The organism is Streptomyces sp. AC550_RSS872 (assembly GCF_019049285.1).
Classification (GTDB): domain Bacteria; phylum Actinomycetota; class Actinomycetes; order Streptomycetales; family Streptomycetaceae; genus Streptomyces.
Genome location: NZ_JAGMUL010000001.1, coordinates 1 through 16,052, shown reverse-complemented (window position 1 = coordinate 16,052; position 16,052 = coordinate 1). Strand labels below are relative to the sequence as shown.

At 70.8% G+C, this 16,052-nt stretch carries 13 protein-coding genes; 6 read left to right on the top strand and 7 right to left on the bottom strand.

What is annotated here, in order from left to right:
* From KUM44_RS00065 to KUM44_RS00040, 6 genes are all read right to left on the bottom strand, one after another.
* The coding region (locus KUM44_RS00065) for a glycoside hydrolase family 2 TIM barrel-domain containing protein (RefSeq protein ID WP_302185937.1) at nt 1-1,238 on the bottom strand (1,238 nt) is incomplete at its 3' end.
* A 27-nt stretch (nt 1,239-1,265) separates the two neighbouring features.
* Nucleotides 1,266-2,162 (bottom strand): carbohydrate ABC transporter permease, encoded by an 897-nt coding sequence (locus KUM44_RS00060; RefSeq protein WP_217205196.1) that lies wholly within the window; start codon nt 2,160-2,162, stop codon nt 1,266-1,268.
* Nucleotides 2,159-3,124, bottom strand: coding sequence for a carbohydrate ABC transporter permease (locus KUM44_RS00055; protein WP_217205194.1), 966 nt, complete (start codon nt 3,122-3,124; stop codon nt 2,159-2,161). Before KUM44_RS00055 ends, KUM44_RS00060 begins: the two co-directional genes overlap by 4 nt.
* Nucleotides 3,125-3,144: 20 nt before the next feature.
* The gene (locus KUM44_RS00050) at nt 3,145-4,410 is read right to left on the bottom strand and encodes an ABC transporter substrate-binding protein (RefSeq protein ID WP_217205192.1); all 1,266 of its coding nucleotides are present in this window, start codon (nt 4,408-4,410) and stop codon (nt 3,145-3,147) included.
* A 191-nt stretch (nt 4,411-4,601) separates the two neighbouring features.
* On the bottom strand, nt 4,602-5,849 hold the full coding sequence (locus tag KUM44_RS00045; RefSeq protein ID WP_217205190.1) for an ROK family protein: 1,248 nt from the start codon (nt 5,847-5,849) through the stop codon (nt 4,602-4,604).
* 127 nt (nt 5,850-5,976) lie between these two features.
* The gene (locus KUM44_RS00040) at nt 5,977-7,230 is read right to left on the bottom strand and encodes an FAD-binding protein (protein ID WP_217205188.1); all 1,254 of its coding nucleotides are present in this window, start codon (nt 7,228-7,230) and stop codon (nt 5,977-5,979) included.
* 123 nt (nt 7,231-7,353) lie between these two features.
* On the opposite strand from KUM44_RS00040, the gene KUM44_RS00035 reads away from it, so the two are divergent.
* The 6 genes from KUM44_RS00035 to KUM44_RS00010 all read left to right on the top strand — a co-directional run bounded on the left by KUM44_RS00035 (nt 7,354) and on the right by KUM44_RS00010 (nt 15,139).
* Entirely contained in the window at nt 7,354-8,367 is a 1,014-nt protein-coding gene (locus KUM44_RS00035) for a hydroxyacid dehydrogenase (protein WP_217205186.1), read from the top strand.
* A gap of 314 nt (nt 8,368-8,681) precedes the next feature.
* Nucleotides 8,682-10,037: a radical SAM protein gene (locus KUM44_RS00030; RefSeq protein ID WP_217205185.1), complete on the top strand. Its 1,356-nt coding sequence runs from the start codon at nt 8,682-8,684 to the stop codon at nt 10,035-10,037.
* 189 nt (nt 10,038-10,226) lie between these two features.
* Nucleotides 10,227-11,720 carry a cellulose-binding domain-containing protein gene (locus tag KUM44_RS00025; protein ID WP_217205184.1) on the top strand — a complete coding sequence of 498 codons (1,494 nt, stop codon included), beginning with the start codon at nt 10,227-10,229 and terminating at the stop codon, nt 11,718-11,720.
* Nucleotides 11,721-11,978: 258 nt separating this feature from the next.
* Nucleotides 11,979-13,070, top strand: coding sequence for a ribosome small subunit-dependent GTPase A (gene rsgA / locus KUM44_RS00020; RefSeq protein WP_217205181.1), 1,092 nt, complete (start codon nt 11,979-11,981; stop codon nt 13,068-13,070).
* Between the two features lie 147 nt (nt 13,071-13,217).
* Entirely contained in the window at nt 13,218-14,618 is a 1,401-nt protein-coding gene (locus KUM44_RS00015) for a DNA-3-methyladenine glycosylase 2 family protein (RefSeq protein ID WP_217205198.1), read from the top strand.
* Between the two features lie 2 nt (nt 14,619-14,620).
* Entirely contained in the window at nt 14,621-15,139 is a 519-nt protein-coding gene (locus KUM44_RS00010; RefSeq protein ID WP_217205179.1) for a methylated-DNA--[protein]-cysteine S-methyltransferase, read from the top strand.
* A 259-nt stretch (nt 15,140-15,398) separates the two neighbouring features.
* Here the strand turns inward: KUM44_RS00010 and KUM44_RS00005 are convergent, their stop codons facing one another.
* Entirely contained in the window at nt 15,399-15,881 is a 483-nt protein-coding gene (locus KUM44_RS00005; protein WP_217205178.1) for a DUF456 domain-containing protein, read from the bottom strand.
* Nucleotides 15,882-16,052 lie beyond the last annotated feature (171 nt).

Genomic DNA, 16,052 nt, shown 5'->3' with positions numbered 1-16,052 from the left:
ACGATCGACGGGTGGTTCTTGTCGCGTTCGACCATGCGGGCCGCGCGGTCCAGCAGGGCCGGGGTCCAGCGGTCGTCGTCGACGGGGTTGTCGCGCCAGGCCTGCTCGACGAAGCCGTGGGTCTCCAGGTCGCACTCGTCGATGACCCAGAGGCCGTACTCGTCGCACAGGTCCAGGAAGGCGGGGTGCGGCGGGTAGTGCGAGGTGCGCACGGCGTTGAGGTTGTGCCGCTTCATCAGCAGCACGTCCTCCCTCATGGTCTCCAGATCCAGCGCGCGGCCCTTCTCGGGGTGCCACTCGTGCCGGTTGACGCCCTTGAAGAGGATCGCCCTGCCGTTGACCTTGATCAGGCCGTCCTCCAGGACGACCGTACGGAAGCCGATCCGCAGCGGCACGCGCTCGCCGGCCGTGACCAGCTCGGCGTCGTACAGCTTCGGCGTCTCCGCCGACCACGGCTCGACCGCGACCGTTACCGACTCGCCGGTCGCGACATCGATGTCCAGGGCGGGAACGGAAACCCGCCCGTCGACGTCGGAGTCGACGCGCAGGGTGCCCTCGCCCGTGACGTGGTCGTAGGAGGCGTGCACGAAGAAGTCGCCCGCGCTGCCCGGCGGACGGTGCAGCAGGGTGACGTCACGGAAGATGCCCGGCAGCCACCACTGGTCCTGGTCCTCCAGGTACGAGCCCGCCGACCACTGGTGCACCCGCACGGCGAGCACGTTCCCGGCCGGCTTCAGCAGCTCCCCGACCGCGAACTCGTGCGGCAGCCGGGAGCCCTTGAACTCGCCGAGCTCCGTGCCGTTCAGCCAGATACGGGCGCAGGACTCCACGCCGTCGAAGCGCAGCACGGCGCCACCATCCGCCAGGTCCGGCCAGTCCTCGGGGAGGTCGAAGACCCGCAGGTGGTCCCCGGTCGGGTTCTCCGTCGGGACATGCGGCGGGTCGACCGGGAAGGGGTAGAGGTGGTTGGTGTAGATGGGCGAACCGAACGCGCCGTCTCCCTGGAGGACCCAGTGGCCGGGGACCGTGACCTCGGCCCAGTCCCCGGCGTCGTACCCCTCCTCGGCGAACGAGTCGTCCTCGGCGTCGGCGGTCGCCGACAGCCTGAAGCGCCAGCTGCCGTTGAGGGACAGGGACTTCGCGTCCGAGGTGGCGTACCAGGCCCGGGGCGCGAGGACCCCGGTGCCGGGCGAGACGTCCTCGACGTAGTCGGCGGAGGGGGTGGTGCGGAAAGACATCGGTCTCCAGCTCTTGAGAGGAAGGCGTCAGCCCTTGATGCCGGTCTGTGCGATCCCCTGCACCAGCCAGCGCTGGAGGAAGAGGAACACGAACACCAGGGGCAGGATGGAAACGGCCGTGGCCATGAAGATCAGATGGAAGACGACGGTCTGGTTGGTCATATAGCTGGACAGCGCCACCTGCACGGTCCACGAACTCGGATCCTGCCCGATGACCAGCGGCCACAGGAAGGCGTTCCAGCCCGCGATGAAGGTGATGGTCGCCATCGCCGCGAAGAAGTTCAGCGAGTTGGGTACGACGACACGCCAGTACGCGCCCCAGTAGCCCAGGCCGTCCATGCGTGCCGCCTCCTCCAGCTCCTTGGGGAATCCCAGGAAGTACTGCCGAAAGAGGAAGCAGGTGAAACCGCTGAACAGGCCCGGAATGATCAGGCCACGGTAGGTGTCCACCCAGCCGAGCGAGGAGACCAGCACGAAGCTCGGTACGAAGGTGACCGCGGTCGGGACCATCAGGGTGCCGAGGACCGCGTAGAACACCTTGTTGGCGTGCTTGTACGGGATACGGGCCAGGCCGTAGCCCGCGAGGGAGCACACCAGCAGGACGCCGACGGTGTGCAGGGTGGCCACGACCGCCGAGTTCCACAGGGACTGGGCGAAGGGGACCGTCTCGTCGGTGAAGAGCTCGCTGATGTTGCCCCACTGGATGTCCGTGGGGAAGAACTTCCAGTTCTCTCCGGTGATCTCGGCGTCGGTGGAGAGCGCGTTGCGGACGAGGATGTAGAACGGGATCAGGAAGAGGAAGGCGGCGACGCCCGTGGCGATGTAGAGGCCGGTGGAGCTCATCACGCCGCCACCGCGCCTGACCCGGCTGGGGCTGTCCGACTTCGGTGCGGACTTGCGCACCTTGGGGATGGTGGAGGTCACTTGGACTCGTCCCCCCTTCCGAAGCCCATGATCTTGCCCTGGAGCAGGGTCACGGCACAGATCAGCACGGTCAGAATGAGCGCGCCCGCGCTGCCGGCGCCGTAGTCCTGGCTCTCGCCCAGGGCCTTGTAGTACAGCTCGACGAGTGGCGGGCGGCCCCAGGTGGTCTTCGACAGCAGGTTGAAGAACTCGTCGAAGGCCTGGTAGGCGGCGACGAGCAGCAGCAGGATCACCGCGGTGGACGTGGCACGCAGCTGGGGCAGGGTGATGTACAGGAAGGTCTGCCAGCCCGACTTGGCGCCGTCGATGGCGGCGGCCTCGTACAGCTCGTCCGGGATGTTCTGGAGCGCGGCGATGAACAGGATCATGTAGAAGCCGGACTGGAGCCACAGTCGGGCGGTCACGATGACCAGCCAGTACCAGGGCGGGTTGGGGTCGATCAGCCAGGCGATGTTCTCGATCCCGAACCAGCCGAGGACCGTGTTCATCAGGCCGAAGCGGACCCCGCTGAAGATGGACATCTTCCAGATGAGCGACGCGGCGACATAGCTGACCGCGGTCGGCAGGAAGAAGACCGACCGGAAGAACGCCCGCATGAAGCGCATCCGGTTCACCAGCAGGGCGAGGCCCAGCGACAGCGCCCAGGTGGTGGGCACGATGAACGCGGCGAAGAGGGTGAAGGTGCCGAGCGAGCCGACGAAGTCGTCGTTCGTCAGCATGTACGTGTAGTTGTCGAACCCGACGAACTTGTCCGGTGTGACGGTGAAGCGGGCCTCGAAGAAGCTCAGCCAGAGGCTCCAGAGGATCGGCGTGTAGACGAAGATCGCCAGACCGATCAGAAACGGCCCGGTGAAGAGCCAGAAGGTGAAGGTGGGGCTGGACCGCAGACCCCGCCGCGGCTTGGCCGACGAGGCCTTCGCCGTGGCGGAGCTCGCGAGGTCGAGCTTGGTGGTCGTCGACATGTCGTGGTCCGTCCCGCGGCCTATCCGAACAGCTTCTTGAGCTCGCGGTTGACGGCCGCGTCGCACTTGTCCAGGGCGGCCTCCGGGTCCATGTTCTTGCGGACGCAGTTGGCGAAGACGTCCTCGAAGGCGGTGCGCATGGCCTGGGTCCAGCCGATGTTGTCGAAGTGCCCGAACTCGTTGAAGAGCCGGACGCCCTCAGCGGCGTTGCCCGACTTGAGCTTGGTGGCCTCCTTGGCGAGCGAGGCGCGCGGCGGGATGTGGAAGCCGTAGGAGGTGGCCCAGTCCTCCTGGTACTCCTTCTGGTCGATCCACAGCCACTTGACGTACTCCTTGGCCGCGTCGGCGTTCTTCCCCTTGGCGTTGACGAACATCGACCAGCCGCCGTTGTAGACCGACGCCTTTCCGGAGTCCGTGACCTTCGGGAAGGGGAAGACCCCCCAGTCGTCGCCGAGCGCGTCCTGGATCGCCGGCATCGCCCACATACCGCAGAACTGGATGGCGCACAGGCCCTGGTTGAACGAGGAGGGGTCCCACGACTCGGTCGGGGCGCCGAGGAGCAGATCGCCGCTGGTGAACAGCGTGCGCATCTTCTTCAGACCCTCGACGACAGCGTCCGTGTGATAGGCGATCTCGTTCTTCTCGTCGAGGTGCTGGGCGCCGGCCGACCAGATCAACGTGTCGTTGACGCTGTGCAGGTCGTTGCCCATGTACAGGCCCTTGACCTTGCCGGTGGTCAGCTTGGCCGCGGCCTCCATCAGCTCGTCGAGCGTGGTCGGCACCTCGACCCCCGCCTTCTCCAGCATCGACTTGCGGTAGAAGAAGAACTGCGGGTCGTCGATCATCCGGACGCCGTATATCTTCCCGTCGACCGTGTGCGACTTGATGTCGGCCGGATTGAAGTCGTCCTTGACCGGGTTGATGATGTCGGTCAGGTCGGCCACCTGGCCGCTCCTGACCATCTGGATCTGCGGGTGGAACTCGAACAGGTCCGGCGCGTTGTCGGTGAGCAGGGCCGAGAAGAGCTTGCTCTCGAAGTCGTTGCTGGTGATCCACTGCGTGGACACGTTGGCTTCCTTGTACGCCTTCGCGTACCGCTTGATGGCCTGCTCGGTGCCCGGCTCACCGTATGCGTGGAACATCTGCACGAGGCTGGTGCCCGAGCCCGACCCGCCGCCGCGGCCGTTGTTGCTGCCGCACGCGGCCAGCCCGCCGGCGGCGGCCAGACCGAGCGCGGCCCGGAGTGCGGTGCGGCGGTCGAAGTTCCTGTTGCTCAATGCCGACATGCTGACGTCCTTGTCTCGAGTGCGGCTGCGGCTCTGCGCCCGTTGCCTGTGGCTGGAGCGGCTCAGCGCCAGTTGGCTCAAAGGGGGTTGCGGTGCGGGACGTTAACCTTCGGCTAAGGCTTCGGCAAGGGGTTGGGCGAAGTCTGAGCGAAGCGTTGCGCAACGTTCGGCATGCCGGACGTGCGGGGGTGCTAGGAAGGCGGTGCGGTACGGCTCCTGGCGGGCGCGGTGGTCCGCTTCGCCTGCCTCTGTCCCACGGACTGCAAGGCCCCCTCCAGCGCGAACGTGGCCGCGCCCAGGCACACCGGGTCGGTGGGGATGGGGGAGAGGACGATCCGGGTGGCGGCCATCGGCCGGGGCAGCGCGTGCCGGGCGACGGCCTCGCGCACCTCGGTGACCAGCGGTTCGCCCAGGGCGGCCGCGACCCAGCTGCTGAGCACCACCACTTCCGGGTTGAACAGGTTGACCAGGTCCGCGATGCCCGCGCCGAGGTAACGGACGGTGTCGCGCAGCGCCTTGAGCGCCACCGGGTCGCGTCCCCGCACTCCCCGGGCGAGCGCGTCGATGGTGGCCGTCTGGTCCTCCGGATGCAGCAGCGCGCTGTCCGCGCTCAACTCCCGCAGGGTCAGCATGATCCCGGACGCGCCGACGTAGGCCTCCACACAGCCGTGCCTTCCGCACCGGCACAGCCGGCCGTCCAGGACGATCGTGGTGTGGCCCCACTCTCCGGCGCTGTTGCTGACGCCCCGGTGCAGCCCGCCGCCCAGGACCAGCCCCGCGCCCACACCGGTGCCGAGGTTGACCACCACGGCGTCCCCGCTCCCGCGTGCCGCCCCGAACCACCGCTCGGCCACCGCGCTGGCCCGCAACGGGTTGTCCAGGTACAGCGGGTAGGCGATGTGCTCGGTGAGCAGCTCCAGCAGCGGCACGTCGTGCCAGTCCCAGTTGGGTGCGTACTCGGAGATGCCGGTGGCCCGGTCCACCTGCCCCGGCACGCTCACGCCGACGCCGAGGACGCGCGCGCCCTCGATGCCGGCCTGCGCGACCACCGAGCCGACGGCGGCGGCGACATGCCCCACCACCTGCTCGGGGAGGCTCTCCCCGGGGCGGACGTCCTCGTCGGCGCGGGCCAGCACGTTCAGCCCGAGGTCGAACAGCTCGACATGGACGTACGTCTCCGCGATGTCGACACCGATCAGGGCGCCGCCGGACGCGTTGACGGCCACGAGCCCGCGGGGACGGCCGCCGGCCGAGTCCTCGAACCCGACCTCCGTGATCATGCGGAGGTCGAGCAGCTCGCCCACGAGGGTGGCGACGGTGGCGAGACTGAGCCCGGTGGCGGCCGCCAGCTCCTGCCGGGAGGTGGGCGACGCGGCGATGATCTGGCGCAGCACCTCGTAGCGATTGGCGGTGCGGATGTCGCGTGATGTGCGCTTCACCGGGCGTGTCCTCCGTCCCTTCGCTCAAGCCGGGGCTGTCGTCGGCACCGGCGCGGCGCAAGGCTATGGCGTGCGGAGGCTTTCGACAAGGGGTTAGGAAAGGGGGTTTACGAAGTCTTCCAAGGCTTCACTCACCCAGTATGTCCTGCACGAAGGCGTTGGTGAATTTCCGACCCGGGTCCAGCGCCCGCGCCAGTGCCCGGAAGTCGGCCAGCCGCGGATACCGTCCGCGCACCACCTCCGACGGCACCGTGAACACCTTCCCCCAGTGCGGGCGCGGCTCGAATCCGTCCAGCGCCGCCTCCAGCCGCCGCACCACCGGCAGTACGGCCGCGGTGTCCTCGATCCAGGTGAAGTGCAGCGCCACCGTGTCCCGCCCGTACGAGGGGCTCAGCCACTGGTCGTCGGCGGCGACCGTGCGCACCTCGCAGGTCTGGAGCACGGAGGCGACCGTCTCCCGGATCCCGTCGATCGCACGCAGCGCGTCCACGGCGTACTCGCGCGCCAGCAGGTACTCCGACTGGAGCTCGGCCCCGCTGCTCGGCGTGAACTCCGCCCGGAAGTGCGGGAGCCGCTCGTGCCACGGTCCCGGCACACCGAACTGCTCCGTGCAGTTGACCGCGGGCATCCCCGGCACCGGGTGCAGCTTCTCGGTGGCGGGCGCGGCCCACGGGAAGTCCGGCAGCGGCTGGTCGGTACGCCGCTTGAGCCACACCTGCCGAAAGCCCGGCGCCCGCCAGTCGGTGAACAGGCTCACGCTGTACGCCGACGCCATCACCGTCCCGAAGGCCGCCGAGTCCAGCCCGTCCAGCGGCAGTTCGGTGAGGACATGCTGCTCGACGTCGAAGGACGGCTCCAGATCGAGGGTGAGCGCCGTGACGACACCGAGGGCGCCCAGCGAGGTGACGGCACCGCCGAACCGTTCGTCGTCCCGCCCCATGACCACCACCGATCCGTCCCCCGTGACCAGCTCCACCTCCCGCACGGACGAGGCCAGCGCGCCGTTGCCGACGCCCGACCCGTGCGTACCGGTGGCGACCGAGCCTGCCACCGAGATGTGCGGCAGGGACGCCATGTTGGGCAGCGCGAGCCCGTGCGCGTACACCGCGCGGGCGAGCTCGGCGTACCGTACGCCGCCCGAGACCCGGACCGTACGGGCCGTGCGGTCCACGTCGATCACCGGCGGCAGACCGGCGATCGACAGCAGGAGGCCCTCGGGGCCCGGCTCGGCGATCGGGTTGAACGAGTGCCCGCTGCCCAGCACCCGCACCCTGGCGCTCCCGGCCACCAGCGCGCCGATCGCGTCGAGCGAGTACGGGCGGTGCAGTTCCTTGGCGGTGTACATGATGTTGCCCGCCCAGTTGGTGATCGACTCCGTCATCCCTCGCCGTCCTTCAAGGTGAGTGCGTGTGCATTGACCCTCTCATCTGCGGTTGCCTACGGTGGATACCGCTGTAGAGACCGCTTTCTCACCCCCCCTTTCACCGAGCCGGAGGCCACGTCCTTGACCCAGCGGCCGTACGCCATGTTCGCCATGTCCGCCGAGAACGTGCCGCAGGTCTTCCCGCCGGAGGTGCTGGAGCGGCTGCGGAGGTCGGTGGACATCGATCCCGACCTGGTGGCCGAGGACTTCACGGCCCCGGCCCCGCGCGTCACGGACGCGCTCGCCCGCACCGAGATCCTCGTCACCGGCTGGGGCTGCCCCCGCCTCGACACGGCCCTCCTCGACGCCGCGCCCAGGCTGCGGGCGGTGCTGCACTCGGCCGGCTCCGTCAAGGGCCTCGCCACGCCCGAGCTGTGGCGGCGGGGCATCGCGGTGAGCTCGGCCGCGGTCGCCAACGCCGTGCCGGTCGCCGAGTACACCCTCGCCATGATCCTGGTCGCCGGGAAGGACCTCTTCGCCGCCCGCGACCGGCTGCGCACCGAGCGCGCCTTCCCCGGCTGGGGGCTCGTCCCCGGCATCGGCAACCACGGCCGCCGGGTCGGAGTGATCGGGGCCTCGCGCATCGGCCGCCGCGTGATCGAACTCCTGCGCCCCTTCGACCTGCGCGTGAGCCTCACCGACCCGTACGTCGACGAGGCCGGCGCCGCCGAGCTGGGCGTACCCCTGCTCGCCCTGGACGATCTGCTGCGCACCTCGGACATCGTGACGGTCCACGCCCCCGAGACCCCCCAGACCCACCACCTCGTCGGGCCGCGCGAGCTGTCCCTGATGCCCGACGGCGCGGTCCTGATCAACACCGCGCGCGGCGGCCTGCTCGACCACGACGCCCTGATCGCCGAACTCCGCACCGGCCGTCTCTCGGCGATCCTCGACGTCACCGACCCCGAGCCGCTGCCCGCCGACTCGTCCCTGTACGACTTGCCGAACGCCTTCATCACTCCGCACCTCGCCGGCTCGCAGGGGAATGAGGCGGCCCGGCTGGGCCTCGCGGTCGTGGAGGAGGCGGAACGGCTCGGCGCCGGGCAGCCGTTGGCCCACGGGGTCGTCCGGTCCGAACTGGAACGCATGGCGTGACGGCTGGTTGTTTTCGCCCCCGCCGCCCTGCCCGTCCCGTCCCGTCCCGTCCCCGGGGCCCCGCCCCGGACCTCGCTCCTCAAACGCCGGAGGGGCTGGATTTACCGGCCCGGCGTGCATCTTTCAGCCTGTCCGGCGTTTGAGGACGAGGCCCGGAGGGCCGACAGCGGGGGTCTGGGGGTGCTGCCCCCAGGGACGGGACGGGCAGGGGCGGCGGGGGCGAGAGACACCCCTCGGAGGGACCCGGCGCCGCGCACGCCCGGGCCGGGGCATACCGTGAGCAGTCGTACGCCTGAGCCGGGAGGAGATTACGGATGGGCAGCCGCACCGCACTGGTCGAGGATCTGATGGAGCGATTCCCGCACGTTCCGCGGGAAGCCGTCTTCAAGGAGGACCTGCTCCGGGGCGGCGTGGCCTTCGACCCGTCCGCCCTCAGCGACAACGAGGGCGGTGAGGTCAAGCCGAAGTCGTACTTCATCTTCTCCTTCGACCACGGCACCCTGCCCGAGCTCGGCGAGGCCGCGCTGCGGCGCCCCCCGGAGGAGATCATCCTCACCGGCGGGCCGTACGACCTGCGGCGCACCGTCGTCTCCGTGCGCGTGAACCCGTCCTCGCCGTACCGGGTCGCGGCGGACGACGACGGCATGCTCGGCCTCTACCTCGACGGCAAGCGCATCGCCGACGTCGGGGTGCCCCCGATGCCGGAGTACTACCGGCACAAGCTCGCCAACGGGAAGTCCGTCATGGAGGTCGCCCCGACCATCCAGTGGGGCTACCTCATCTACCTCACCGTCTTCCGGGTGTGCCAGTACTTCGGCGCCAAGGAGGAGTGCCAGTACTGCGACATCAACCACAACTGGCGCCAGCACAAGGCGGCGGGCCGGCCGTACACCGGTGTGAAGGACGTCGAGGAGGTCCTCGAAGCCCTGGAGATCATCGACCGGTACGACACGGCGAAGGCGTCCACCGCCTACACCCTCACCGGCGGCGCGATCACCAAGACCGTCTCCGGTCGGGACGAGGCCGACTTCTACGGCCACTACGCCAAGGCCATCGAGGAGCGCTTCCCGGGCCGCTGGATCGGCAAGGTCGTCGCCCAGGCGCTGCCGCGCGACGACGTGCAGCGGTTCAAGGACTACGGCGTGCAGATCTACCACCCCAACTACGAGGTGTGGGACGAGTACCTCTTCAAGATGTACTGCCCCGGCAAGGAGCGTTACGTCGGCCGGGACGAGTGGCACAGGCGGATCCTCGACTCGGCGGACGTCTTCGGCGCGCGCAACGTGATCCCCAACTTCGTGGCGGGCGTCGAGATGGCCGAGCCCTTCGGGTTCAGGACGGTCGACGAGGCCATCGCGTCCACCACCGAGGGCCTGCGCTTCTTCATGTCGCACGGCATCACGCCCCGGTTCACCACCTGGTGCCCCGAGCCCACGACCCCGCTCGGCAAGGCCAACCCGCAGGGCGCCCCGCTGGAGTACCACATCCGCCTGCTGGAGGCGTACCGCGCCACCATGGACGACTTCGGCCTCTCCTCGCCCCCCGGCTACGGCCCGCCCGGCCCCGGCCGCGCGGTGTTCTCGGTCAGCTCCTTCATGGACAGCCTTCCGGCGCGGGAGTCCGCGAGGGCGGAGGATTCCACGGCGGCGGAGAATTCCACGGCGGTATAGGTGAGACAGACGGGGCCCGCGTCCGTACAAGTGACTGGAGTTGTCAGGGCGCGCGGTCTGTCATGACAACTGAACACGGCGCTTGTCAGTTGTGTCGGAAGCGTGAAAGGCTCATGGCCTGCCGCGAGGTTTCCCCCAACTCCACTGCCAATATGGCGAGTTGACCTCGCACGTGGATGCAGGAGACTCATGCCCGACCTGCCGACCCCCCAGGACGCCACCGAGGCAGCGCTGTTCTCCGAGTGCTGGGACGCCGTGCTGTCGTACTCCGACCTGTGCACGGCCGGCTCCGCCGCGGCCAACCAGCTGGCCACGGAGGCGTTTTCGACCGGCATACGCGAGGCCCGCGACTCCGAAGCCGGGACCCTGCGCAGCGCCGGCCGCCGCCCGCCCCGACTGCCCCGCATACCCCTGCTGCTGACCGCCGTACGCACCACGGCGTCCGCCTGGGAGGAGAGCGGACAGGGCCACATGCTCGACCCCGACCTGCGCCTGTGGCTCAACTCCGAGAAGGCCGCCCGCTACTCCGGCCCTCCGCTCCAGCGCCCGCTCGCGCTGCGCGGACTGCGCGACATGCAGGAACCGGACGCGGCCCTGCTGTGGCTGGCCGAGGTGGAGGCGCTGCCGCTGCACGGCGTGGCCCGCCGGCTCGGCCTCGACCCGGCGACCGTGTCCGACGAACTCACTCAGGTCCGCGGCCTGTTCCGGGACCGCTGCCGGCGCAACCATCTCGACACCCCGATGGACGCGCGCTGCCGCAGCTACGCCCGCCTCCTCGACGCCGTCACCCGCTCGACCGGCGCCGACGCCCCCGGAGACCTCTCCCGCCACCTCGCCACCTGCGTCCCGTGCGCCGAGGCCGCCGCCTGTCTGCGGCTGAACGGCTCCGGGCTGCCCGCGGCCCTCGCGGGCGGGGTGCTCGGCTGGGGCGGCCTCGCCTACCTGGAGCGCCGCCGCAGAGCCGCCGAGGTGCGCCTCGGCGCCGGACGCCCCGACCCGGTCGACGCCGGCCCGCCGAACCCCGGCGCGCACAAGGCGCGCGTCGTACGCAACGGCCTCCTGGTCGCCGCCGTCCTCGTCTCCGTGCTCGCCCTCGCGGTGTCGATCATGCCTGCCGGCTCCACCGGCGACGGCGGCACGGCGGGCGGCGACCCCTCCGACCGCCAGCCGGTCGCCGACCCCGGCTTCACCCTGCCGGTCACCGCCACCCAGTCCTCCGAGGACTCCCCGGGCCCGTCGGACAGCGCCACCGACGCCGAGGACTCGCCCGACCCGAAGAAGCCGGACCCCGGACCGCAGGGCACCACGTCGTCCTCGTCCGCCACGGCCGGTGAGAGCGACCCGGACCGCCCTGACCCGTCCGCGAGCGAACCCGTGACGTGCAGTGTCGACTACGACCTGGTCAACGAATGGCCCGACGGCTTCCAGGCCACCATCACCGTCACCACCGAACGCGCGCTCGACGACTGGCGCGTCGCCTGGTCCTTCCGCGACGGCCAGGAGGTCGGCCAGATGTGGGACGCGAGCTTCGCCCAGAACGGCGACCGGGTCACCGCTACCGCCGCGGACTACAACAAGACCGTCCCCGCCGGCGGCGAGCTCGCCTTCGGGTTCCTCGCCTCCCGGGAGGGCGCGAACTCCCCGGCGTACGACTTCACGCTGAACGGACACGACTGCGGGTGAGCACGACTGTGCGTAAAACCGTTTGACGGGCCTTCCGGGGGCCGGGCTAGAGTGACGGAAGATCAGGGCGGTGGCCGAAGGCCGCCGCCGCCGAGCGGACGTGAGTGAGGAGGTGTCGACCGATGGCTGTCATTGCGACGAGCGCTGCCCGCATTCAGTTCATCAAGTCCACCTCCGTGGCCCTCGGCTGATCACACCTCACCTTCTCCGCGTCCTGTGCACGCGGCTGCCGGGGCCACCCTTGTGAAGGGTCACCCGTTGACTTCCACCTCTGTTTTCTCCGCGTTGGCTCCCTACGGCTGGGATTCCGCCTGGGCCGACGCGTTCACCCCGTACGACGCCGAAGGGCTGCTGCCCGGGCGGGTCGTACGGGTCGACCGCGGACAGTGCGACGTCGTCACCGCCGACGGTGTCGTACGGGCGGACACGGCGTTCGTCACGCCGCACGATCCGATGCGGGTCGTGTGCACCGGTGACTGGGTCGCCGTCGAACCGGCCGGGAACCCGCAGTACGTACGCGCGTATCTGCCGCGCCGTACCGCCTTCGTACGCTCCACCTCCTCCAAGCGGTCCGAGGGGCAGATCCTCGCCGCCAACGTCGACCACGCCGTCGTCGCCGTCTCGCTGGCCGTCGAACTCGACCTCGGTCGGATCGAACGGTTCCTGGCCCTGGCCTGGGAGTCCGGCGCACAGCCCGTCGTCGTGCTCACCAAGGCCGACCTCGTGCCGGACGCGGTGACGCTCTCGCACCTCGTGCGGGACGTGGAGACCACGGCGCCGGGTGTGCCGGTGCTGACCGTCAGCGCGCTGGACGGGGACGGACTCGACGTCCTCGTCGCGGTCGTCTCCGGCGGTACGTCCGTGCTGCTCGGACAGTCCGGGGCGGGCAAGTCGACGCTGGCGAACGCGTTGCTCGGCGAGGACGTGATGGAGGTCCAGGCCGCGCGCGACGTCGACGGCAAGGGCCGTCATACGACCACCACGCGCAACCTGCTCGCGTTGCCCGGTGGCGGCGTCCTCATCGACACCCCGGGGCTGCGGGGCGTCGGCCTCTGGGACGCCGAGGTCGGCGTCGGCCAGGTGTTCTCGGAGATCGAGGCGCTGGCCGAGCGGTGCCGCTTCCATGACTGTGCGCATGAGAGTGAGCCGGGTTGCGCGGTGCGCTCCGCTCTCGACTCCGGTGAGCTGCCCGAACGGCGGATGGAGAGCTACCGGAAGCTGATGCGGGAGAACCAGCGGATCGTGGCCAAGACGGATGCGCGGCTGCGGGCCGAGATCAGGCGGGACTGGAAGCGCAAGGGAGCCGAAGGGCGCGCCGCGATGGAGGCGAAGAGGGGGAGGTGGCGGTAGCGCCTGGCGGTGTGCCTCGTCTGTTGGGGGCGACCGCGGGTTCGTTGCGGCTGGTCACGCAGTTCCCCGCGCCCCTCATGGCATCGCAGCACCGTGTCCGATATCCGCCAGCCGCATCCTCGAACCTGGCCCACACTGGACGGTGTGATGGACGAAGACACCAGGTACGAGGCCGTACGCAGTCGTGACGCCCGTTTCGACGGCGAGTTCTTCTTCGCCGTCGAGACGACCGGCATCTACTGCCGCCCCAGCTGCCCGGCGGTGACGCCGAAGCGGTCGAACGTGCGGTTCTTCGCGACGGCCGCCGCCGCGCAGGCATCGGGTTTCCGGGCCTGCCGGCGGTGCCGGCCGGACGCCGTGCCCGGGTCCGCCGAGTGGGACGTCCGGGCCGACGCCGTCGGGCGGGCCATGCGGCTGATCGGCGACGGCACCGTCGACCGTGAAGGAGTCGCCGGGCTCGCCGCGCGGCTCGGATACAGCCCCCGGCAGGTGCAGCGGCAGCTGACCGCCGAGCTCGGCGCCGGGCCGGTGGCCCTCGCCCGGGCCCAGCGGGCGCACACCGCGCGTGTGCTGCTCCAGACCACCGAGCTGCCGATCACGGAGATCGCGTTCGCCGCGGGGTTCGCCAGCGTGAGGCAGTTCAACGACACGATCCGGGCCGTCTACGCCTCGACCCCGAGCGCGCTGCGCGCCGCCGCGCCCACCGGTGGCCGCCCGTCCCGGCGTACGGCCACCCCGTCGGCCGGGATCCCCCTGCGACTCGCCCACCGCGGCCCCTACCAGGCCGGTGCCGTCTTCGATCTGCTGGCCCGCGAGTCCGTCCCCGGCATCGAGGACGTCTCCGGCCCGCCCGGCCGCCGCACCTACCGCCGCACCCTCCGGCTGCCCCACGGCACCGCCATCGTCGCGGTGGAGGAGCGGCTGGGCGGTAGCGGACGGCACGCGGGTGCAGCTCACCCCGGCGGCTGGCTCGACGCCCGCCTGCATCTCACCGATCCCCGCGACCTGACCACCGCCGTCCACCGCCTGCGGCGGCTGTTCGACCTGGACGCCGATCCGTACGCCGTCGACGAGCGGCTCGGCGCCGACCCCCGGCTCGCTCCGCTGGTCGCCGTGCGGCCGGGGCTGCGGTCGCCCGGGACCGCCGACGCGGAGGAGCTGGCCGTACGGACGCTCGTGGGGCCCGAGCGGGCCGAGACGCTCGTGCGGCGGTACGGGAAGGTGCTCGACGCGCCCTGCGGCGGCCTCACGCATCTGTTCCCCGAGGCGGCCGTCCTCGCCGAGGCCGAGCCGCACGGACCCCTGGGCGCGCTCACCGCCGCCCTCGCGGACGGTGCCGTACGGCTGGACCCGGGCGCCGACCGGGACGAGGCCGAGGAGGCGCTGCTCGCGCTGCCCGGGCTGGACGCCCGTACCGTCGCCGTCATCCGGACCCGTGCCCTCGGCGACCCGGACGTCGCACCGCCCGGCGTCGACGCCCCCGACAGTTGGCGCCCCTGGCGCTCCTACGCATCGCGACACCTGTGCACAGCAGGGGAGCTGGAGTAACCATGATTGTCCCGACGACCACGCACTGGACCGAGGTCGACAGCCCCGTCGGCCCGCTCCTCCTCACCGCCGATCCCGCCACCGGCGCCCTGACCTCCCTCTCCGTGCCGGGCCAGAAGGGCGGCCGTACCGTCCAGGAGGGCTGGCGGCACGACCCCGCGCTCTTCCGGGCCGCCGAGGAACAGCTCGCCGCCTACTTCGCTGGTGAACTCAAGGAGTTCCAGCTGGAGTTGAGCACAGGCGGCAGTGAGTTCCGGGAGCGGGTCTGGGCCGCCCTCGACACCGTTCCCTACGGGGCGACCACGACGTACGGCGAGATCGCCGCGCGGATCGGCGCCTCCCGTGCCGCCGTACGGGCCGTCGGCGGCGCGATCGGCGCCAACCCGCTGCTGATCGTCCGCCCCTGCCACCGGGTGATCGGGGCCGACGGCTCCCTGACCGGGTACGCGGGCGGCCTCGACCGCAAGGTGCGGCTGCTCACACTGGAGGGCCGGCTCCAGGGGGCCTCGTCCCTCTTCTAGTCCGTCGGGAGTCCCCAGCGTGGCGCTTCCTCGCTCGGCCGCACCGGCGCGATCGTCAGGTCCGGGCGGTCGCCCCGCGCCGTGATCAGCGCCGAGTCGCCCTCCCCGCAGGGGAGCGGATCGTGCCCTCGCCCGCATCGGAGACAGGTCTGCCCAGGTGGCCGGGAGCGCCGGGAAGACGCGGAACATCCCGCCCAGGACTGGCAGACCATGTCGTTCAGGGACTGCGCCGCCGACAGCGGTGTCTCGATGACCGGCATCAGCCCCAGATCACCGCCCCCACCCACGCCCCCGCGATCAACTGGCATGTGAACAGCTCCGCCAGCACGCTCGACCCGCCCGACCGCATCGCCGTCCGCAACGCGGCCCTCGCCTCGCCGTGGCGGCCGAGCCGGAGTCGTTCCGCGAGGTAGACGCCGGCCATGAAACCGGGGATCGAGCCGAGCACGGGGATCAGGAAGAAGCCCAGGAACGATCCCGTTCCGGCGTACACCACCACGCGCCGGCCCGCCCAGCTCGGGCGCAGTCGGCGCGGCGGCAGCGCCCAGCGCACCACCTGGGAGAGGAGCAGCGCGACGGTGGCCCCGACCAGCACCCACCAGGCGACCGGCTGGGGGTCCTGCAAGGCCCACCACATGACCGCGGCCCACACCAGCCACGACCCCGGGACACCGGGCACCAGCACTCCGCAGAGGCCGAGCAGGAGGACCAGGCCGACCAGCACGAGGTCCCACACTCCCATCTGACCAGAGTGCCGGAGCCCGCGAGAGCGCGCAGATCAGCCTTGTCGCGGCAGGTGCGACCCCCGGTCACCCCCGCCGCCCCCGCACCCCGTCACCCCCGCCGCCCCCGCACCACGTCACCGCTGCCGTCCCGCCCCCGTCACCCCTGCCGCTCCCGAGCCACCCTTGCC

Bases quoted from the DNA above. Each gene is read 5' to 3' on its own strand.
- KUM44_RS00055 (WP_217205194.1), bottom strand. From the start codon at position 3,124: ATGTCGACGACCACCAAGCTCGACCTCGCGAGCTCCGCCACGGCGAAG.
- KUM44_RS00050 (WP_217205192.1), bottom strand. From the start codon at position 4,410: ATGTCGGCATTGAGCAACAGGAACTTCGACCGCCGCACCGCACTCCGG.
- KUM44_RS00040 (WP_217205188.1), bottom strand. From the start codon at position 7,230: ATGACGGAGTCGATCACCAACTGGGCGGGCAACATCATGTACACCGCC.
- KUM44_RS00030 (WP_217205185.1), top strand. From the start codon at position 8,682: ATGGGCAGCCGCACCGCACTGGTCGAGGATCTGATGGAGCGATTCCCG.
- KUM44_RS00025 (WP_217205184.1), top strand. From the start codon at position 10,227: ATGCCCGACCTGCCGACCCCCCAGGACGCCACCGAGGCAGCGCTGTTC.
- KUM44_RS00015 (WP_217205198.1), top strand. From the start codon at position 13,218: ATGGACGAAGACACCAGGTACGAGGCCGTACGCAGTCGTGACGCCCGT.
- KUM44_RS00010 (WP_217205179.1), top strand. From the start codon at position 14,621: ATGATTGTCCCGACGACCACGCACTGGACCGAGGTCGACAGCCCCGTC.
- KUM44_RS00005 (WP_217205178.1), bottom strand. From the start codon at position 15,881: ATGGGAGTGTGGGACCTCGTGCTGGTCGGCCTGGTCCTCCTGCTCGGC.